This window comes from Streptococcus oralis (assembly GCF_001075875.1).
In the GTDB taxonomy this organism is placed as follows: domain Bacteria; phylum Bacillota; class Bacilli; order Lactobacillales; family Streptococcaceae; genus Streptococcus; species Streptococcus oralis_I.
On the sequence record NZ_JUOS01000134.1, the window covers coordinates 19,267 to 39,304 of the forward strand.

Genomic DNA, 20,038 nt, shown 5'->3' on the forward strand with positions numbered 1-20,038 from the left:
TCTCTAATCAGAAGTTGACAGCAAATGAACCGACAAAACCTGACGAAAGACTTGATCTTGACAGGTGGTATTGAGACTGGCATTGGGATAACTTTCCACAATCTTCATGACGGTATAGAGACCAACACCTCGGTCCTCCCCTTTAGAACTAACTCCAAAAGAGAAGATTTCAGAAACATCTATTCCCTCTTCTTTGATGGAGTTTTCAATAATGAAGGTCTCCTGTGCTCCATTTTTTAAAAAGGCGATTGAAACGCGAGGTTGACTGGCCTCTACACTGGCTTCAATAGCATTGTCACAAAGGATAGACACAATGGTTAGAAAATCAAGCAGACTCATACTCTCGACCTGAATCTCCTCAGGAACTTCGACATTAAAGACAATGTCCTTTTCTCTAGCTTTTATAAATTTTCCAGCTAGAAGACTTTTGAGGGCACGATCCCGAATATTCACCAATCTGCCCAGGTCATATTTATTGTCCTGCAATTTTTGGCTAGAGTCCTTCAAGACGGAGTCGTAGACCTCTTTTATCTGCTCCATATCCTCCTCTTCAATGCCCAGACGTAAGCTGGTCAAGAGGTTAGTGTAGTCATGGCGAAAGCTCCGGACTTCCTTGTAAAGTTCCTCTATATGCCGACTATAGCGTTCCATATCTCTGTAGCGCAAGGCCTGCTCTCGGTCCAATCTCTCATGAAGTTTGTCCTTCAAATAGGTATCCAGCTTCTTGATAATCCCCATAAAAAAGAGCAAGTAAAACACTAGAATCAAATGGCGAATAGTCTTTGATTGGATATCGTATGCATATTCAAAGTAAGACAGATTTTCCATGACTAGAAAGTAAGCCCCCATTATCCAGTTAATCTTAGTCAGGGACTGTTGAAAGCCTTTATCGAGAAACTCCTTTCTCAATCTAGTAAAATCATAGTCCAACCATTTCAAAAAGACTAATACTATGAAGCAAACGAATAGCATAATCAACAAAAAGAGAGGATTTCCATCTCCATCTACAATCCCTTGCCCCAAAAACGGAAACACAAAATAGGAAACACTTCTGTAAAAGATATCCATCAATACAATTGGAAAGAGACCATAAAAGAAAAGGAGTTTTTTAGGAAGCCCTCTTAACAATAAGAGAGATAAGCTGATGCCGAACAAGGGTTCTATAAAGTATGACAGATAGTCAGTCAAGACTAAAAATTTAAAAGTTGTAACAATTGCTGCTAGAAGAAATTTTAGAAGAAAGGCCTTAAAAATTCTATCGAAAGTGAGACTAATTCCATCTACCTTAAAGAACATGATAATTTCTAGCCCAATAATAGCTAGTGAATACAATATCATCCAAAAAATATACATAAATTCTCCCCACCTAGTGCAAGTTATTAATAGCCTCAGACACTTCCCTGACCTTATAACGCGCGATCATACAGCTTCCACCATTGGGAAAGAAAAGGAGTTTTTCTTTCTTATCCAAACGAACTACATTGGCAGGATTGATGAGAAAAGAGCGGTGGCACTGCAAGAGACGGGGTTCCTGCTTGAAAACCTCCTCTAAACTCGCTGTAAACTCCAGCCTATCTGTCTTGGTATAGAGAATAACACGATGAGCTCTGGGTGACGTTTCGAGATAGTAGACCTCTTTAAAAGGGTACTGGAATTGGGCAAATTTTGATTTAAAGTAAAAGCAATCTTCCGCCAGACTCTTACTGTCTTGACTATTGGCATAAAGGAGAGCTGTCTCGATCCGAGATTCAAACTCCTCTGCCGATAAGGCCTTATCAATGTAGTCCAAAGCAGACACTTGGTAGCGAAAGGACAGGGGCATAAACTCTGAGTGAGTCGTCACAAAGACGATCAGGGCATAAGGATCCCGATCCCGAATCTTTCTAGCCACTTCTAGCCCCTTCATCTCTTCATTTCGAATCTCAATGTCCAAAAAGAAAAGCTGATGCGCCCCCTTTTCATGCACCTCTGCCAGCAGTTGGTCTGGCTTGCCAAAGACTTCAAAAGAACTGGGGATGATACTCTGTTTTTTCAAAAGTTTTTCAATCGTCGTTTCAATCCTAGCTTGTTGGGAAAAATCATCTTCTAAAACAAATATTCTCATCTTCTTATTCTCCTTGTTTCAACCATTTTTGGCGAATTTCTCTATAACGACGTCTGGAATACTGAACAGCATATTGACCTTCTTCTCCAAGAAAAAGAGTCTTTGACTGGAGTTCCATGGATTTTACTCGTTCAAGATTGACCAGACAATTTCGATGACATCTCGTTAAGGTTTCCCCATATTGTTTCTCAAGCTTGCTTAAATTTTGAAACAAATCAAAGCTAGCGTCTTCTGTAACAATTTGCACGGTATGGGCTTTACTTGGATGCGTTTGGATATAGTAGATATCCTTTATGTTTAATTTGAAAATTTCTTTCTCTTTTTGGATGATGATATAAATCATGGATAAAAATCCTCCTGAAGAGAGGATAGCATAAGTCTAGAATCCATTTTTTGCCAAATCCTAAACGGTTCTTAAAAATTCCTAAAGTGTCGAAGTTTTTACAAAATAACTATGATAACCTTACAACTATTTTATCATAAAATCCCGCTATTACCATTCAGGAAATTTCAATGACAATTAAAGATTTGAAGGTAAAAAAAGAGTAAAAAGTGATAGGCTAGGATTATAGAAAGACAAAGGCTTAAAACAACTTTAAAACCATCACAAAGGAGGAATTCTCATGACGGATTCAGACCCCATCAAAAGAGCTCAGACACTGATAACTGAGTTAAACAAAGCTTACCAAGTCTGCAAAAAGGCAACAGCTGACGATGTCCGCTTTCAGGAGCAACTGGACAATATCCTCCGCTTTCTCTCTAAAGCTGAGACAGTGGATAATCGATTCTTGATTGAGCTGGAAAAATTTTACCAGACCTCCAGTCTTCTCATGGGCCTCAGTGCCCTCAATCCAGATGCCCTTACTCGCGCCGCTTGGAGAGCCTATGACCGCTTTCACTTTGATCAAGTCAAAACCAAGTTGAGTCTCTACGGACCAACCATTATCCTGTAGTAACTAAAAAGAAGCTGAGACAGATTGAACTCAACTTCTTTTTTAGTATCATCTAAGCAATGTTATATTCAATGAAAATCAAAGAGCAAACTAGGAAGCTAGCCGCAGGTTGCTCAAAGCATCGCTTTGAGGTTGCAGATGGATGCTGACCTAGCTTGAAGAGATTTTCGAAGAGTATTAGTCCTGCATCTGGCGTTTCACCTGATAAGGGAGATACAAGATTTGCAAGACCAATCCAGCACCTAGTAAGGCTAGAAGAGCTAATTTTTCTTGGAGGGTAATCAACCCAACTACCAGCTGAACCAATAAAACAAAACTAGTCAATCCTCGGACAATTGCCTGTAACCCTTTCTCCTTCTCACCCTTATCTAGCGGGAAAAGTTGGGTCAAATATTGGTAATCAAAGGCATGATAGAGGGCCAGCAACTGAAAGAGCAAGAGGTAGTTAAATAAAACCACTACTGCAGTCGCTATCCAAGCTTGCTCGATAAAGATCAAAGCCAGCAAAGATAGAAAGAGGAGACGAAGACTGAGGGCAAAGAGGTCTCCATTTCGTAGATAAGAACGAAGATAGAGGTTTTGCCAAATCTTGCTCGGAACCTTCTGGACAACTTTAAGGATAAAGTCTAGATAGGCACGACGCTTGACGCTGTTTGAAATTCCCTTGACTTGGGTAAAGAGGGCAAAGAAGCGAAGCAAGAACTGCTTGCGTTTACTTTCTTGGGCAATCACATAGTCCCAGTCCAGATGATTTGCACTAAAAAACTTGCCAGCCTTTTTCTGAAAAAGGAAATATTTTCCGACTCCCAAAAGAAGAACATAAACACCAAAAACTCCTAAGCCCAAGCCCATGGCTAAAAATAGAGGGGCAAAAAGAAGCAAAAAGAGAGTCTGTACACTGACCCAAAAGATGAAGGAAACTAGGCTTTGCTTTTGGATATGTTCTCTTACTTCTTCTTCAGCTACTAAGAGAAAGAGCTTATCAGGCGCTTCCACATAGGTCGCTATCCCACCCCAAAGCATGAGTAAAACAGAGACAATTCCAATTAAACATAGGATTGGTAAGTGATTCTCAGGAAAATGCTGGAGCAGTTGACTATACTGATAGGCTAGAAAACCTACCAAGACCAGTAAAAACAGGACAAAGTGGTCATTGAACACATAGCGCAGATAACCGACACACTCTTTACGAAAAGCCTGCTTTCGCTTTAGAAACAAGTCTTTCATCGGTCCTCCTCTTTGGTCAAAGCCAAATAGATATCATTGAGACTTGCTTGGGGCATGGCAAAAGCTTGTCTCAACTCTTCAAGATCCCCTTTAGCTCTCACTTGTCCTTTGTGAAGAATGACAAAAGAATCACACATTTTTTCAGCAGAGTCAAGAACGTGGGTACTCATGAGGATAGACTTGCCTTTTTTCTTTTCAAGGTCCAAAAGCTGGATCAAGTCAGAAATTGCCAAGGGATCAAGACCAAGGAAGGGTTCATCGACGATAAAGAGACTAGGATCCACGACAAAAGCACAGATAATCATGACCTTCTGTTTCATCCCTTTCGAAAAATGAACAGGGAACCATTCCAACTTCTGATCCAAACGAAACATTTTTAAAAGAGGTTCTACACGTTCAAAAGCTAGATTTTGCTCAATACCATAGGCCATGGCAACCGTCTCGATATGCTCTCTGAGAGTTAATTCTTCGTACAAACTAGGAGTTTCAGGAATATAACCAATCTGCTGACGATATTCACGAGGATTAGCACCCAAGGTTAGCCCGTCGATGTTTATTTCTCCACTATAAGGTGTCAACAAACCGATAATTTCATTGATTGTCGTCGATTTACCAGCACCATTGAGCCCAATCAAACCGACCAACTGTCCGCTTTCAACTGTAAAGGACACATCTTTCAAGACAGGGACATGAACATAGCCCCCTGTCAGGTTTTTAATTTCTAACATATTTTCTCCAAATCTGGTATAATGTAGCTATATTATATCAAAATTCAATACAGTAGAGGTAGATTTTATGTCAGATTGCATTTTTTGTAAAATTATCGCAGGGGAGATTCCCGCATCAAAGGTATACGAAGATGATCAAGTTCTTGCCTTCCTTGATATCTCACAAGTAACGCCTGGTCACACCTTGGTTGTACCAAAAGAACACTATCGCAATCTTTTAGAAATGGATGCTGCAAGCGCTAGCCAACTTTTCGCCCAAGTTCCAAAGATTGCTCAAAAAGTCATGAAAGCTACCAAAGCTGAAGGTATGAATATCATCGCTAACTGTGAAGAAGTCGCTGGACAAACGGTTTTCCATACCCATGTCCACCTCGTTCCTCGCTATAGTGCAGATGACGACCTAAAAATTGACTTTGTCGCACATGAATCAGACTTCGACAAACTTGCCCAAGTCGCTGAAACAATCAAAAACGCTTAAGGAGTCACTATGAAACTATCAAATTTACTACTTTTTGCAGGCTCTGCAGTCGGTTCATACCTCCTCGTTAAGAACCGCCAAGCTATCACTGAAGAGGTTCTAGATACAACTGATCGCGTTGAAGCCATTAAGGATGACTTGGATATCATCCAAGATAGCCTGCAAATTATCGACCAACAAAAAGAACTCATCAAGGAATATCAAAAAGATTTAACCTACAAGTTTAAAGTCTTGGAAAAAGACGTTCAAACAAGATTAGCTGTACTAAAAGAATTGCAGGAAACTGAAGAAAACTAATGTAAAGAAAATCTCCAACTTTCCTTATTCCCCTTTAAAGCCATTTTGGGTCAGCAGATCCTAACAGACCAGGGAGGGCATGAAAATGAAACAGTTTTTTAAAGTTTTGACGCGGATCATCCTGATTATTTGTGGTGGCCTCTGCCTTCTTGCAGCTCTGGCATTTCTAATACTGGCCAATCTTTTCAAGGCCTCACCAAGTGACATCCGAGAAGGGAATGAAGCCTTAAAACAAATCTTTATCTCCCTTGATCTCCCTCCTGAAAAAGTAGAATCAAATGGAAGCTATCAATTCGAGGGTGGAGGCTTAGATTTTTATGTGACATTCTCTGATGAACTCGTCAATAGCCACCCAGTCCTAAAAGAAAGTCCAAACCTCACTAAAAACAAACTCAAAGTCTATGTCTTAAACACAGGAGATATTTCCTACCATTCAGTAGAAGACAACTTATTCAATCATGGTTTATTCCAATTTTTAGAGGAGGAAAGCAGGAAATATTTCCAAGAAATCGGAAAGAAATCAAATCCTTCTTACTTTATTCTCTCTTGGAGGGATCCAGAAAGCATGAAAAAGGGAATCGCATTCTATGAAAAAGCTTTGACCTTGGTGGATATCCAGGACAATTCGGCAATTAAACACATTGATACCGTCACCGTTAAGCCTGGTAAGGAAGCAGAACTCAAGCAACTCATTCAGGAGATGGATGCGGCCGGCTTACTCATTCAAAAATATCAATAGTAGACCAGTTGGAGATTCTTTCTCCTATGCTAAAAGTCTTAAGATTGCACGAAAAAAGAGCCCGAAGGCTCTTTTTACTTTATGCTTTATTCTCCTTCAAAGGCATCTTTAATATGGTCAAAGAAGCCTTTTTTCTTTGGATTGACTTTTAGATCACCTGCAGCTGCGAATTCTTTCAAGGCTGCTTTTTGTCGTTCGTTCAAGCCTGTTGGAGTCACGACATTGACAGTCACGTATTGGTCACCAAGGGCACCACCACGAAGGCTAGGCGCACCTTTACCACGTAGACGGAATCGTTTACCAGTCTGAGTTCCTTCTGGAATGACTAATTCTACATCACCATGAACTGTAGGGATGTCTACTGTATCACCAAGTGCTGCTTGAACAAAATTGAGGTTCAAATTGTAGAAGATAGTGGTTCCTTCACGTTCAAACTTATCACTAGCTTCAACTGAAACCACCACGTACAAGTCACCATATGGTCCACCGTTAAATCCTGCTTCACCTTGACCAGCTAGGCGGATCTGTTGACCTGTTTCCACACCAGCAGGGATTTTTACGTGTACGCTATGGGCTTGTTTTTCATGACCAGTTCCATGACAGGTTGTACATGGATCTTTGATTTCTTGACCACGGCCATGACAGACATCACAGGTTACTTGGCGACGCATCATACCGAGAGGTGTTTGGGTATCAACATTGATCACACCTGAACCATGACAGCGTCCACAAGTAACTGGACTTGTTCCAGGTTTAGCACCAGACCCATTACAAGTACGACAGCTTGCTTCACGATTGTATTTGACTTCCTTTTCTGTACCAAAAATAGCTTCTTCAAAAGTCAAATGAACGCGATACTGGAGGTCGTCACCTTGACGAGGGGCGTTTGGATTACGTGATGCACCGCCACCACCAAAGAAGCTGGAGAAGATATCTTCAAATCCGCCAAAGCCACCTGCTCCGTCGAAGCCTCCGAAACCGCCAGCACCACCAAAACCACCATTGGCACCAGCAGCACCGTATTGGTCATAGGCAGCACGTTTCTGTTCATCGCTCAAAGTTTCATAAGCTTCTTGAACTTCCTTGTACTTGTCCTCAGCACCAGGATCCTTGTTGATATCTGGGTGATATTTTTTAGATAATTTCCGATAGGCTTTCTTGATCTCATCTTGAGATGCATTTTTCGAAACGCCCAAACGGTCGTAAAATTCAGTATTGTTCATAATTCAAGATACAAAGGGCGTTAAACGGACACAGGCAAAATAGGAGTTTTGACGACGGACGCTTACGTCCTAGAAAAAACTATCTTTTTGGCACAGTCCGTAGCCCGTGTTCAGTTGCGAACACATTTGTTCCTTTCTATTGATGTTGTAAATCAAACCTCGATGTAGGTCGGGTTCAATTCCTTTCTTTTATATTGAGTAAGAAACTTCAGAGCTCGGCTACAATTCCCCAAACACTCTTTGTTCCTTTCTATAATTTTCATGTAAATCTTTAGAGGGTGTTTTCTATACTTCGCTTCACTTGATCAAACTCTTCATCTGATAGAGTAAATATCAAATCCTCTTCAGAGTACTCGTTTTTTTCTTTAAAATAGTTGCCCGTATTTTCTGCCAAACCTAGACTAAGAATTACTTTTCTTGCAAACTCTTGATGTGCGAATCCTATAGCCGAAATGATCTGTTTATCTTGCACAAGAACTTTCGGTTGGAAATTCTCACGTGGAAGAAATTCAAAATAGTCAAAGAAGTTTTGCCAAATTCCACCTGTAAATTTCGTGTCCTTCAACAAGCCTGCTTTGGCTAATAAAAGGGGGGCTGAAGAAATAGCTGCAATTAAGACATCTTGCTCACCAAGCCCCCTCAAAAACGATATCAATTTTTCATCCTGTAGAGCAGGTCCAATGTTAACCATTCCTGGCAAAATCACACAAGAATACTCTTCTATACGGATTTGATCCAATGTTTTGATCGGTTGACAGGGCAAGCCATCCTCAGATATAACTATCGAATGTTCTGAAGCCACATAATCAATTGTTACGTCAAAAGACAGGGCTAAAGTACTTGTTAAAGTGGTTATCTCATAAAGAGAAAAATTAGGATAAATGATACAAAGTACTTTTTTCATACGCAACATCCTCTATTTTACCGAAAAACAGAGGCTGGGTTGCAACCTCTGGATTTCTTCCTATCATTACGACGTTCTAAAACAAAGTCGATTATACTTTGTTTTAGAACTAGTAAGGCGTTTAGGCAAGTCGCCATAGCGATTGCCGTAGAATGACAATCACTTTAGTGATTAGTCATTCTTAACGAGTTATTTTTCCGTAAACTCTCCGTCTACGACGTCATCGCCTGCGTTTCCTGTTGCTTGTGCACCTTCTGCTCCTGCTTGAGCTTGTTGCGCTGCTGCGGCTTGTTCGTAGAGTTTAACCGCAAGTCCTTGAGCTTTTTCGTTCAATGCTTCAAGTTTTGCTTTCATGTCGTCCAAGTTGTTGTCTTCTTGAGCTTTCTTAAGATCATCAAGGGCAGCTTGTGCAGCATCACGTTCTGCATCGAAGCCTTTTCCTTCAGTTTCCTTGATTGTCTTTTCAGTCGCAAAGATAGCTTGGTCAACTTCGTTACGAAGGTCAACTTCTTCTTTACGTTTCTTATCTGCTTCAGCGTTTGCTTCTGCATCTTTCATCATGCGGTCGATTTCTTCATCAGTCAAACCTGAGTTCGATTGGATAACAATTGTTTGTTCTTTTTGAGTTCCAAGATCTTTGGCTTTAACAGATACGATACCGTTCTTATCGATGTCAAATGTAACTTCGATTTGTGGGATACCACGAGGTGCAGCTGGGATATCTGTTAATTGGAAACGTCCAAGAGTCTTGTTATCTGCTGCCATTGGGCGTTCCCCTTGAAGAACGTGGATATCAACGGCTGGTTGGTTGTCTGCTGCAGTTGAGAAGACTTGTGATTTAGATGTTGGAATCGTAGTGTTGCGATCAATAAGTTTTGTAAATACTCCACCCATTGTTTCGATACCAAGTGACAATGGTGTTACGTCAAGAAGGACAACGTCTTTGACATCACCAGTGATGACACCACCTTGGATCGCAGCTCCCATAGCAACTACTTCATCAGGGTTAACTGATTTGTTTGGTTCTTTACCAGTTTCAGCTTTAACAGCTTCAACAACGGCAGGGATACGAGTTGAACCACCGACAAGGATCACTTCGTCGATTTCTGACAAGCTCAAACCTGCATCTGAAAGAGCTTGGCGAACTGGAACTTTTGTACGTTCTACAAGGTCACGAGTCAAATCGTCGAATTTAGCACGAGTCAAGGTCATTTCCAAGTGAAGAGGTCCAGCCTCACCAGCAGTGATAAATGGCAAGCTGATTTGAGTTGAAGTGACACCAGAAAGGTCTTTCTTCGCTTTTTCTGCTGCATCTTTCAAACGTTGAAGAGCCATCTTGTCGTTTGATAAGTCGATACCGTTTTCTTTCTTGAATTCTGCTACCAAGTGGTCGATGATTTTTTGGTCAAAGTCATCACCACCGAGTTTGTTATCCCCTGCAGTTGCCAATACATCAAAGACACCATCACCCAATTCAAGGATAGATACGTCGAATGTACCACCACCAAGGTCGAATACCAAGATTTTTTCTTCTTTGTCTGTCTTGTCCAAACCGTAAGCAAGAGCTGCTGCAGTTGGTTCGTTGACGATACGTTCTACTTCAAGACCAGCGATTTTACCAGCGTCTTTAGTTGCTTGACGTTGAGCATCGTTGAAGTAAGCTGGAACTGTGATAACAGCCTTGGTTACTTTTTCACCAAGGTATTCTTCAGCGTAACCTTTCAAGTATTGAAGAATCATCGCTGAGATTTCTTGTGGAGTGTATTCTTTGCCGTTAGCAGAAACTTTTTCAGAAGTACCCATCTTAGATTTGATAGAGATGACTGTATCTGGGTTTGTGACTGCTTGGCGTTTCGCAGCGTCACCAACGATGATTTCACCGTTTTTGAATGACACAACAGATGGAGTTGTGCGGTTTCCTTCTGGGTTTGCGATGATTTTGCTTTCAGTTCCTTCAAGAACTGCAACTGCTGAGTTTGTTGTACCTAAGTCAATACCGATAATTTTAGACATGTGTTTTTCTCCTTAAATTTATCTTCTTTTTTTCTTTTTGATATTTCCCCTTAAGTGGTGGGGACGTGAGCAACTCCCTTCGGGATTTCATCACTTATTTTTGAGCCTATTGTCTCAAAAATCCCCTGTTTCAGTAGCACAAGCTACTGAAACTTTCACCACGGCGGGAAATATCTTCCTTGCAAGCCGGAGGCTTGCTTTTTATCATTCTTTCATAGTTTAGTGTCGTTTCGGACAAGTTTTCTATTATTTAAATTGCGACACGAGAAGTCGAAATCGATTTTATTTCAACGACGAGTTAGTAAGGAGGCTAGGCAAACGCCATAGCGATTGCCGTTTTCTGACGAGTTGCTTTAGCTACCGTCAGAATTGCCTAGTTGTAGACAACTACCATAGCCGGTCTTAGGATGCGGTCATGGAGTTTGTAGCCTTTTTGGAAGACTTGTGCGATGGTGTCTGCTGGATGCTCATCATCAGCTGGAACTGTTTGAATAGCCATATGGTAGTTATGGTCAAATTCACCGTCCGCTGGAATTTCTTCAATTCCTTCTTCTTTCAGAGCATGTACCAAACTTTCTTGGACCATTTCCAAGCCCTTCTTCACATCATCTGTCAATCCTTCGACGGCAAGGGCACGTTCGAGGTTATCAAGTGATGGCAAGATTGCTTTTGCCAAATCTTGACTGCGATAGCGTTGCAAGAGTTGGCGCTCTTCGTTGGCACGGCGCTGAATGTTTTGCATTTCTGCATGAGCACGAAGGTATTTATTTTCAAATTCTTCGGCACGTTCATTGGCCAAGTCCAATTCAGACTTTTCAGGAATTGTTTCTTCAGCTGTTTCCACAACTTCCTCTTCTTTTACTTCTTCATTTTTAATATCTTGGGCCATTTTCGCCTCCTTTAATGATTTCAATCTTAATTCACTTCATAGTGATTACTGCTGAGATAGCGGTAAAAATCCGTCAACTTCATAGTCAAAACTCGATTAACTACATTGAGTTGATTGACCAATTGTTGATAATCCAGATTAACGGGACCTATAATCGCAAGGATTCCAAATCCACGATAGGGAATCAGGAACTTACTGCTAATCACTGCTAAGTCAGCTAAACAGGATTCTTGGCTATCCGCAACTCGGACACTTTGCATCTGGTCGCCAATCAGATTCTCTCGAATTTCCAAAGCTACCTTTTGTGGCTGGTCAAAAAATTGATAGGCCGCTAGATTTGCGAAATTCAGAAGATTGACTTTGCCAGAAACTACGATATTTTCATTGAACATTTCTTTGAAGATATGTTCGACGAGATCCATAACGTTGTCCGTCGTTGTGAAATAACGTTGGATAATCTGCGGAATCTCTGTCCGAATCTTATAGTGAATATCCAAAACAGTCTGATCCAAGAAACGTTCTTGAATCATGGTCTTGAGGCGATTTAAATCCTCCTGCAAGAAATTTCTCGGAATCAAAAACTGACTGGTAACTGTTCTAGACTCATCAAGCGTAAAAACAGCAAGAGCTGTATGTTGCCCGAGGACAACAATATCAAAAGCTGTCAGCTTCTGCCTACTTGGTTCGACATCCAGCGCTACAACCGTACAACCACTCAAGTCTGACAAAATTTTCGTTGCCTCTTGAAGAATATCCTCTAGCTTGAAGAATTCTTGATCAAAGGCTTTTACAATCTCATAAACTTGATTCTCGGCTAAACGGTCGAAGGATAAGGAGTGTTTGACATAGTATTGAAAACCAGCCACACTCGGCATCCGACCACTGGAAGTATGTGCCTTTTCAAGCAAACCTTGCTTTTCTAAAGCCGCCATGTCATTTCGAATGGTAGCACTACTAGAGTTGATAGACTCTTGCAAGGCTTTGGATCCAACAGGTTCGTGCGTTTTGGTAAAGATGTCAATAATCAGATTTAAAATACTCTGCTGACGTTCCGTAACCATCTCGTCACTCCTCTCTGATAGATCTTTTTAGCACTCGACACATCCAAGTGCTAACTTATGATTCTATTATACACCCTTAGAAAAGAATGTCAAGACAAAAACTCAAAAAATTAGCACTCTTTTACCAAGAGTGCTAAAAATCAGTCTGAGGACCTAGAAAATCATCTTACATTCTCAAGATATTTCTTTTTAAGTCTATAAAAACTATAGATTAGATAGGAAATCATGAGGGCATAAAGGGCAAAAACAAGGAAGAAAGATTGAGAGAGACTTTCACGAAACAAGCTCATACAAATAACTAGACCGCCAGAGATAGAAACTGTAGATGTACGAAGTCTAGATTTCACATCAGCCCATCGAAGACGATTGTCCATGAAAGATTGATTATTTGAATCTATATCACAAGTTGCTTTTCGAAAAACAGTATAAGAACAATTTTCCACAAATTCCCATCCTCTATCCTTAATACTTTGTAAATCTACCTCATTCTTTCTAAGGTAGCTAGTATTCCACACACGGTACATCACATCATCTGGTCGACATTGCTCAAAATAGAAAAAGCCAAAACGATTCGATTTAAATTTCCAACCTTTCAGATGCATCTCATGTAAATAATCTTCTACCTTATCCAAATCAAAAATGGTAAACATTCGAAATTGTACTTTGCTATTCATTGTGTGACCTCCAAAATGGTTTTATTTATCAGATAATTCTTTCCACTTTTGAAACAATCTCCAAAAAATATAAGAAATCTGAATCGTGAAAACTATCAATAAAGTACAGTCTATGATAACAATCAAAAACATTCCCCCACTGAAATAACTTCTTCCACTGAGTAACTTTGAGAAAATCGGTAGTAGCGCTGAAAAGAGAAGCAAAATAGGAAGCATCCGCATTGTTAAAATCTTCTTGACCATTGCTAACTTCCCGGCCGCATCATTATAAATTTCAAACTCGACATCCGACTCAACTCCAGAATAAAGCTTTCTAAAGTAGGAAAAACCATTAAAGTCTGTAATATGTTCCCACCCACAATCTTTAAATAGTTGTAAATAGGAAGCTCTTTCTGATTTTTTCATAGGATAAAAGTCCAACTGATAAACCACCTGCTCCGGTTGGCACTTTTCAAAAGTATACTTAACCGCAACTACTAAGTTAGAGTAACTTGCTTCCTTAAGTTTCCAGCCTTGAGCATGCATTTCTCTGAGATAGAGAGCCTCTCTATCATAATCCGCAATGGTAGCAATTCTATAAACAACTTTCTTTTCCATCAAAGCTCCTCCCGACTGTTTCTATAGAGTCGCTCAATACGTTTCAACTCAATCTCTAAAACTTTTCGACCCAAGTCTGTTATCTGATAGATTTTTCGTTTTTCCTCTTCTCGGACAAAGGAAACCAAACCATCCTTTTCCATCTTTGACAGGGTTCCATACATGGTCCCAGGACTAATGGAAACCTGTGAATCTGTCATCTCTTTGACCTTTTGAGTAATACCATAGCCATGGTTCTCCTTTTGCAGACAGAATAGAATATAAAAACCCGTTTCAGTCATGGGAAGGTAGACACGCCTAATCTTATCTGTTAATTCCATTTAATCAGTCCTCCTATTTAGTTCGATATATCGCACCTCGTTATATAAAATATATCACATCTCGATATAATTTGCAAGAAAAAAAAGATCGTCCTCACGGACAATCTTTCTGATTTATCATTAGTAAAGATCTAGGTAATTGTCAATTTCCCATTGTGAAACGAAGGTTGCATAGCTTGCCCACTCAATTCGTTTGGCTTCAAGGAAGCTAGTGTAGATGTGTTCACCGAGAGCTGCTTTAACCACTTCGTCTTCTGTCAAAGCTTTCAAAGCGTTGTGAAGAGTTGATGGAAGGTCTGTGATACCAGCCTCTTTACGCTCTTCTGCAGTCATGATATAGATGTTTTCTTCGATTGGCGCTGGTGCTTCGATTTTGTTTTCGATACCGTGCAAACCAACTTCCAAAAGAACAGCCATTGCGATATATGGATTTGCCATTGGGTCTACTGAGCGCAATTCCAAACGTGTTCCCATTCCACGAGTAGCAGGAACGCGGACAAGTGGTGAACGGTTACGACCAGCCCAAGCGATGTAAACCGGCGCTTCGTAGCCTGGAACCAAACGTTTGTATGAGTTAACGGTCGGGTTCATGATAGCTGTGTAGTTGTAGGCGTGCTTGATCAAACCACCAAGGAAGTGATAAGCTGTTTCTGACAATTGCATTCCTTTTGGATCATTTGGATCAAAGAAAGCGTTGTTCCCTTCATCATCAAACAAGGACATATTGCAGTGCATTCCTGAACCAGCGATACCAAATTTAGGTTTAGCCATAAAGGTTGCATACAAACCATGTTTACGCGCAATTGTTTTTACAACAAGTTTAAAGATTTGAATCTTGTCACAAGCACGAAGAACTTCATCATACTTAAAGTCAATCTCATGTTGACCTACGGCAACTTCGTGGTGACTTGCTTCTACCTCAAATCCCATCTTGGTCAAGACGTTAACAATTTCACGACGGGTATTATCCGCAAGGTCTGTAGGCGCCAAATCAAAATAACCGCCCTTGTCATTCACCTCAAGAGTTGGATCTCCATTTTCATCAAGCTTAAATAGGAAGAATTCTGGCTCTGGTCCAAGGTTGAAAGATTTGAATCCAACTTCTTCCATGTGACGAAGAGCACGTTTGAGGTTTCCACGAGGATCTCCTGCAAATGGTTCCCCTTCTGTTGTATAGACATCACAGATCAATCCTGCGACACTACCGTTCTCATCTCCCCAAGGAAAGACTGTCCAAGTGTCCAAGTCAGGGTAGAGGTACATATCTGATTCGTTGATACGAACAAACCCTTCAATAGAAGATCCATCAAACATAGCCTTATTTGACAAGACCTTGTCTAGTTGTTCATCTGTAGCAGGAATTTCGACGTTTTTCATAGTTCCCAAAATATCTGAAAACATGAGACGGATAAAGGTTACATTTTTTTCCTTAACTTCACGACGAATATCTGCAGCTGTGATTGGCATGGTTTTTCTCCTTATATATGACGACTTGCGGTTGCCTAACCGCGACCAAAAGGTGATTGTTGAGAAGCGAAGCGACTTTGTTGGAGAACTTCATTCCGAAGGGCTCTTCGTACTTCAGTTTGACTCACTGGTTTCTTAGACTTCGCCTCACGTTCAGCATATTTTTTCTTGATGGCAGCAATGTTAAGACCTTCAGAGATATAATCTTTAATCTCAAGTAATCGATCCATGTCATTCAAAGAATACATACGACGATTGCCCTCGTTACGATCAGGCTTAATCAATTCCTGGTCTTCATAATAACGAATTTGGCGCGCCGAAAGATCGGTCAGTTTCATAACACTACCAATTGGAAAAACTGCCATATTGCGACGAAATTCTTTTTCCTTCATGTACACTTCCTTCTTTCTGTCTATTATAGTCTAAAAAAATTCAATCGTCAATCAATAATGTTATATCTTGTGACATTATTTTGTTTTTTTCAATAAAATACTCCGTAAACGATCAATATCGTAATTTACAAGAATTGCTACAAAAACACCCATAAAGGTTTCAAAAACTCGGGCAAACACGTACAAAACTGTCTCACCGCTTGGAATTGATAAGGTAATAATCAACATAGCCGCAACTCCACCGATAACACCTGCTTTATTGTTCATTGCAACATTTGTCATAATGGTTAACATGGTGCAAATCGGAACCACAAGGAGAGTTACCCAAAAGGCTCCATGAAAAAAGTTGTTCAAGAGAAAGAACATCAGCGCATAAAAACCACCGATACTATTTCCGAGAATACGAGAAGTACCAAAATGAACACTCTTGTCAAAGTCTTCTCTCAAACTAAACACTGCAGTCAGGGCTCCAATCTGAAGTCCTTTCCAACCAAAAAAACCAAAAATCATGAGAACTAAAAAAACAGCGATCCCTGTCTTGAAAGTTCGCATCCCTAACTTAAACTTGGATTTGTCAAATCTATACTTTTTAAAATAACTCATCATTTCAACTTTCTATTTCCATTTTACCATAAATTTACCTATTTTTGAGAAGGGGATGCAATAAACTGATGGAAATAGAAAAGAGAAGGAACTTAATCCTTCTCTATCTGATAATTTCACACTCTCTTTTTAGAACAAATACATGAAAACTAAAGTCAAGAGACTAGCGAGCAAGCCCACTCCCCAGAAGAAGAAGTCGACCTTCCACTCACTCCAAGCTTGACCTTTCCCAGAAAAACCACCCAACTCAAAATGGTGATGAACTGGTGTCATACGGAAGATACGTTTTCCTCCAGTCAACTTAAAGTAGGTGACTTGCATCATAACAGATGTGGTTTCAAAAACATAGACCAAACCAATCAAGAGTAACGTCCATTCTTGGTGTAGCGCCATGGAAATAGCCGCCAACATCCCTCCAAGAGCTAGGCTACCAACATCTCCCATGAAAACTTTAGCAGGCTTGTGGTTAAAGACAAAGAAGCCAAGAAGACCACCAATCATAGCTACAATCACTAGTAAGATATCAAGCTGATTTTGCACATAGGCAATGACTCCATAGGCAGATAGGCTAATCACCACCGAAATACTTGCCAAGCCATCGATTCCGTCAGTCAGATTAACTGCATTTGAAAAACCGACCAACCAGAAGAGGGCAAAGAGAATATAAAGAACACCTAAATGCAAGGGAAAACCGAATACATTTAAGATATCTCCTCCTCTTTCATAGAAGAAATAGAAGATAACCCCTCCGACCAACTGAAGCAAAAGCTTCTGTTTAGGATTGAGTCCTTCATTGATTTTGCGGAAAACCTTGAGGAAATCATCCAAGAAACCGACCAAACCATATAAGACCAGGACAAAGAGGATCATTCCGACATTATTGGTTAATTGATTAGTCACGAGAGCAAGGACCAGACTAACTAAAACTCCTGCTAGGAGAAAGACGAGTCCTCCCATTGTTGGTGTCCCAGCTTTTGCTTGGTGTTGTTTGACATCCTCATGCATCTGTTGACCGGTAATCTGTGCTTTATGGTAAAAACGGATAAAGGCTGGAATTCCTATGACTGTTAGAATAAAGGCAATCACTCCAGCAAAGATAGAAATAAGCATTCTAATCTCCTAATGTTATTTTTATTTTCTGTAAATCTTTTAAAGCTGTATTAGAACGAACACTTTGCTTTTTAACAGTTTCTCCTGTGCCTTCAAACTCAACTTCAAGATTCAGCCATTTGGCAAAGGTTTCAACATTTTTCTTAGACCAGCCATATAAGTCAGGCATCTCTTCTACCTTATCTGAAAGGAGTAAGATTTGCTGATTTGCGTCTAGATTGGTTCCTTCTGCTACAGAGCTTTCTTTGATTTTTGTTCCCGAACCGATAACAATTGGTTGTACAAGGTTACGACGGAGTTCTTCAGCTAAATCTCCAGGGCTAGAGTCCTTAATGCTAGGCATAGCATAACTAGTTGTAGTAGTTATTTGGTCTAAATTCTTAGCAGTTGATTGAAGATTTAAAATATCTTTCATGGCAGAAGCTCGTTCAAGAATAGGATTAGCAAATTCTCCAAACCAAGGTGTAGAAAAGTGTTCTGGCTGTTGAACTGTTACGTAAAGAATAAAATCAGGATTTTCAGAAGGATGCATGGTTACTACAGAAAAGATATAATTGGTTTTCCCAACTAAATATCCTCCGTTTTGCTCATCGGCAATTTGAGCTGTTCCAGATTTGACAGAAACATTCTGACCAGGAACAGTAATTACTGGTTTATTATCATTACGATTATACATGGTCCCATAAATAGGGTCTGTACCAACCAAAATCATGTTTTCCCTAGTCAAACTAGCCGTTTCTTTAGAAACAGGATTACCCACAACTTCTTTTTGCGACTTCCGAACTGACTGATCATTTGGATCATAAAGGGCGCTAATAAACTTTGGTTCTAACATAACTCCGTCATTCGCAATGGCTGTAAAAGCACGTAGCATCTGGGTCTGCGTTACAGAAATCCCCTGACCAAATGCACTCATGGCAATATCGACAATATTATCTGCAGGCAATTGACCTGAATACTCATCAGTCAGACCAAAACGCGTCGGCACCCCAAACTTAAAGCGATTGAGATAATCCAACCAAGTAGCATCTCCCATTTTTTGTTCAAGTAGACTCATTCCAACATTACTGGAGAGAGCGAAACCTTGTAAGAAAGTCATCATCCTACCAGTAGTCAAACCAGCATTAACATCCCAATCTCGAATCGTCGCATCCGCTATTTTTAATTCACTGCTATTGAAAACTTCTCCTCCTGGGAAAGTGTTATTATCAATAGCAGCAGCGAGCGTCATAACCTTCATGGTTGACCCCGGCTCATAGTTACTTTGATAGAGGATATCACGCCAAACAAAGTCCTTAGTCAGCCCTTCCTTAGTATCAGCATCGAAGGTTGGTCTCTGCGTCGTTGCAAGAATTTCCCCTGTTTTAGCACTGACCAAGGTTGCTGTCATATACTTGCCTTTTAGTTTTTCTTGGAAGGCATCCATTTGACTTTCCATAAAGGACTGCAAAGGACTAGATAGGGTCGTATAGACGTCTTTCCCGTTTACGGTCTGTTGGGTGACTTGTTCTGTACCAGGAACAATATTACCTAGACGGTCTTTTTCGTATGTAATAATACCATCTGTCCCTGCCAATAAACTATTTAAGGAACTCTCGATACCAGATGTCCCAATTAGACTTTTCGTGCCATCTTCATTTTCATGTAACTGGGCTAAACCAATAAAGGATGAAGCAAATTTTCCATTTGGATAACTTCGATTGGGACTAGTGGTAAAATTGACACCCTCGACCTTGGCAGCTTCTAAGTCCTGTTTAATGGACATCATATTAGCGTAGGTAATCCCATTTCCTTTAGCACCAAAGGAAACCTGTTTGAGATTTGGTTGAGAGAGTTGATCTTTAACGTAGGTTTCCTCCATATCCAAGTACTTATGGAAAATTTCGGCTACCTTATTGTACTGAGATTCCTCAACATATAGAATATCTCCATTCGCAGACTTATAATCCTTATCAATGACCGCATAAACATTGTAGGAGGTTGCATCTTCTGCAATCGGAGTTCCATTACGATCATAAATGGTTCCCCTCTTAGCAGGAACTGTTAGAGTCGTTTGGTGAACCTTACTGGCTTCTTTGACCAGGTCAACGCCAAACTTCTTCCCCGTACCAATAATCACCGCAAAGTTAACCAAAAAAACAGCAAAGAGAAAGACGGCTAAGAGACTAAGGCTCTTCCCAACTCGTCTGCGGTTTTCAAGGGGAGATTTGCGATTCTTAATGGCAAAGTGTACTATTTTTTCTTTCCAGGTTTTCATAT

General features: G+C 40.3%; 22 protein-coding genes. 4 read left to right on the top strand and 18 right to left on the bottom strand.

Annotation, left to right across the window (positions count from 1 at the left end; all coding sequences use genetic code 11):
- Nucleotides 1–3: 3 nt before the first annotated feature.
- From ADM33_RS07765 to ADM33_RS07775, 3 genes are read right to left on the bottom strand one after another with little or no spacing between them, the layout of a single operon-like run.
- On the bottom strand, nucleotides 4–1,353 hold the full coding sequence (locus ADM33_RS07765) for a sensor histidine kinase (RefSeq protein WP_049504293.1): 1,350 nt from the start codon (nucleotides 1,351–1,353) through the stop codon (nucleotides 4–6).
- A 13-nt stretch (nucleotides 1,354–1,366) separates the two neighbouring features.
- On the bottom strand, nucleotides 1,367–2,104 hold the full coding sequence (locus tag ADM33_RS07770; RefSeq protein ID WP_049504295.1) for a response regulator transcription factor: 738 nt from the start codon (nucleotides 2,102–2,104) through the stop codon (nucleotides 1,367–1,369).
- Nucleotides 2,105–2,108: 4 nt separating this feature from the next.
- Nucleotides 2,109–2,447 (bottom strand): LytTR family DNA-binding domain-containing protein, encoded by a 339-nt coding sequence (locus tag ADM33_RS07775; RefSeq protein WP_049504297.1) that lies wholly within the window; start codon nucleotides 2,445–2,447, stop codon nucleotides 2,109–2,111.
- Between the two features lie 280 nt (nucleotides 2,448–2,727).
- Between ADM33_RS07775 and ADM33_RS07780 the strand changes: the two genes are divergently transcribed.
- Nucleotides 2,728–3,057: a hypothetical protein gene (locus ADM33_RS07780; protein ID WP_049504298.1), complete on the top strand. Its 330-nt coding sequence runs from the start codon at nucleotides 2,728–2,730 to the stop codon at nucleotides 3,055–3,057.
- Between the two features lie 177 nt (nucleotides 3,058–3,234).
- Here the strand turns inward: ADM33_RS07780 and ADM33_RS07785 are convergent, their stop codons facing one another.
- The gene (locus ADM33_RS07785; protein WP_049504300.1) at nucleotides 3,235–4,284 is read right to left on the bottom strand and encodes an ABC transporter permease; all 1,050 of its coding nucleotides are present in this window, start codon (nucleotides 4,282–4,284) and stop codon (nucleotides 3,235–3,237) included.
- Nucleotides 4,281–5,012 (bottom strand): ABC transporter ATP-binding protein, encoded by a 732-nt coding sequence (locus ADM33_RS07790; RefSeq protein WP_049504301.1) that lies wholly within the window; start codon nucleotides 5,010–5,012, stop codon nucleotides 4,281–4,283. Before ADM33_RS07790 ends, ADM33_RS07785 begins: the two co-directional genes overlap by 4 nt.
- A gap of 67 nt (nucleotides 5,013–5,079) precedes the next feature.
- On the opposite strand from ADM33_RS07790, the gene ADM33_RS07795 reads away from it, so the two are divergent.
- The 3 genes from ADM33_RS07795 to ADM33_RS07805 all read left to right on the top strand — a co-directional run bounded on the left by ADM33_RS07795 (nucleotide 5,080) and on the right by ADM33_RS07805 (nucleotide 6,526).
- Nucleotides 5,080–5,490 carry an HIT family protein gene (locus ADM33_RS07795; RefSeq protein WP_049504303.1) on the top strand — a complete coding sequence of 137 codons (411 nt, stop codon included), beginning with the start codon at nucleotides 5,080–5,082 and terminating at the stop codon, nucleotides 5,488–5,490.
- A 9-nt stretch (nucleotides 5,491–5,499) separates the two neighbouring features.
- On the top strand, nucleotides 5,500–5,787 hold the full coding sequence (locus tag ADM33_RS07800) for a hypothetical protein (protein WP_045763640.1): 288 nt from the start codon (nucleotides 5,500–5,502) through the stop codon (nucleotides 5,785–5,787).
- Nucleotides 5,788–5,872: 85 nt separating this feature from the next.
- The gene (locus ADM33_RS07805) at nucleotides 5,873–6,526 is read left to right on the top strand and encodes a hypothetical protein (protein ID WP_049504306.1); all 654 of its coding nucleotides are present in this window, start codon (nucleotides 5,873–5,875) and stop codon (nucleotides 6,524–6,526) included.
- A gap of 86 nt (nucleotides 6,527–6,612) precedes the next feature.
- Here the strand turns inward: ADM33_RS07805 and dnaJ are convergent, their stop codons facing one another.
- The 13 genes from dnaJ to pbp2X all read right to left on the bottom strand — a co-directional run bounded on the left by dnaJ (nucleotide 6,613) and on the right by pbp2X (nucleotide 20,036).
- Nucleotides 6,613–7,749 (bottom strand): molecular chaperone DnaJ, encoded by a 1,137-nt coding sequence (gene dnaJ / locus ADM33_RS07810; protein ID WP_049504307.1) that lies wholly within the window; start codon nucleotides 7,747–7,749, stop codon nucleotides 6,613–6,615.
- Between the two features lie 271 nt (nucleotides 7,750–8,020).
- Complete coding sequence (locus ADM33_RS07815) at nucleotides 8,021–8,653, bottom strand: DJ-1/PfpI family protein (RefSeq protein WP_049504309.1); 633 nt, start codon at nucleotides 8,651–8,653, stop codon at nucleotides 8,021–8,023.
- A 189-nt stretch (nucleotides 8,654–8,842) separates the two neighbouring features.
- Complete coding sequence (gene dnaK / locus ADM33_RS07820) at nucleotides 8,843–10,666, bottom strand: molecular chaperone DnaK (RefSeq protein WP_049504311.1); 1,824 nt, start codon at nucleotides 10,664–10,666, stop codon at nucleotides 8,843–8,845.
- Between the two features lie 373 nt (nucleotides 10,667–11,039).
- Complete coding sequence (grpE, locus tag ADM33_RS07825) at nucleotides 11,040–11,555, bottom strand: nucleotide exchange factor GrpE (protein ID WP_049504312.1); 516 nt, start codon at nucleotides 11,553–11,555, stop codon at nucleotides 11,040–11,042.
- 26 nt (nucleotides 11,556–11,581) lie between these two features.
- Nucleotides 11,582–12,616, bottom strand: coding sequence for a heat-inducible transcriptional repressor HrcA (gene hrcA, locus ADM33_RS07830; protein WP_049504313.1), 1,035 nt, complete (start codon nucleotides 12,614–12,616; stop codon nucleotides 11,582–11,584).
- Nucleotides 12,617–12,777: 161 nt separating this feature from the next.
- Nucleotides 12,778–13,290 (bottom strand): DUF2812 domain-containing protein, encoded by a 513-nt coding sequence (locus tag ADM33_RS07835; protein WP_049504314.1) that lies wholly within the window; start codon nucleotides 13,288–13,290, stop codon nucleotides 12,778–12,780.
- A gap of 21 nt (nucleotides 13,291–13,311) precedes the next feature.
- Entirely contained in the window at nucleotides 13,312–13,887 is a 576-nt protein-coding gene (locus ADM33_RS07840) for a DUF2812 domain-containing protein (protein ID WP_049504315.1), read from the bottom strand.
- Nucleotides 13,887–14,207, bottom strand: coding sequence for a PadR family transcriptional regulator (locus tag ADM33_RS07845; protein WP_000423982.1), 321 nt, complete (start codon nucleotides 14,205–14,207; stop codon nucleotides 13,887–13,889). Before ADM33_RS07845 ends, ADM33_RS07840 begins: the two co-directional genes overlap by 1 nt.
- A 120-nt stretch (nucleotides 14,208–14,327) precedes the next feature.
- On the bottom strand, nucleotides 14,328–15,674 hold the full coding sequence (gene glnA / locus ADM33_RS07850; protein WP_049504317.1) for a type I glutamate--ammonia ligase: 1,347 nt from the start codon (nucleotides 15,672–15,674) through the stop codon (nucleotides 14,328–14,330).
- 35 nt (nucleotides 15,675–15,709) lie between these two features.
- Complete coding sequence (gene glnR, locus ADM33_RS07855) at nucleotides 15,710–16,066, bottom strand: transcriptional repressor GlnR (protein WP_000659543.1); 357 nt, start codon at nucleotides 16,064–16,066, stop codon at nucleotides 15,710–15,712.
- A gap of 75 nt (nucleotides 16,067–16,141) precedes the next feature.
- On the bottom strand, nucleotides 16,142–16,669 hold the full coding sequence (locus ADM33_RS07860) for an FUSC family protein (RefSeq protein ID WP_049504331.1): 528 nt from the start codon (nucleotides 16,667–16,669) through the stop codon (nucleotides 16,142–16,144).
- Nucleotides 16,670–16,798: 129 nt separating this feature from the next.
- Nucleotides 16,799–17,779 (bottom strand): phospho-N-acetylmuramoyl-pentapeptide-transferase, encoded by a 981-nt coding sequence (mraY, locus tag ADM33_RS07865; RefSeq protein WP_049504319.1) that lies wholly within the window; start codon nucleotides 17,777–17,779, stop codon nucleotides 16,799–16,801.
- A gap of 1 nt (nucleotide 17,780) precedes the next feature.
- Nucleotides 17,781–20,036, bottom strand: a complete 2,256-nt coding sequence (gene pbp2X / locus ADM33_RS07870; RefSeq protein ID WP_049504320.1) for a penicillin-binding protein PBP2X — start codon at nucleotides 20,034–20,036, stop codon at nucleotides 17,781–17,783.
- Nucleotides 20,037–20,038: the final 2 nt, after the last annotated feature.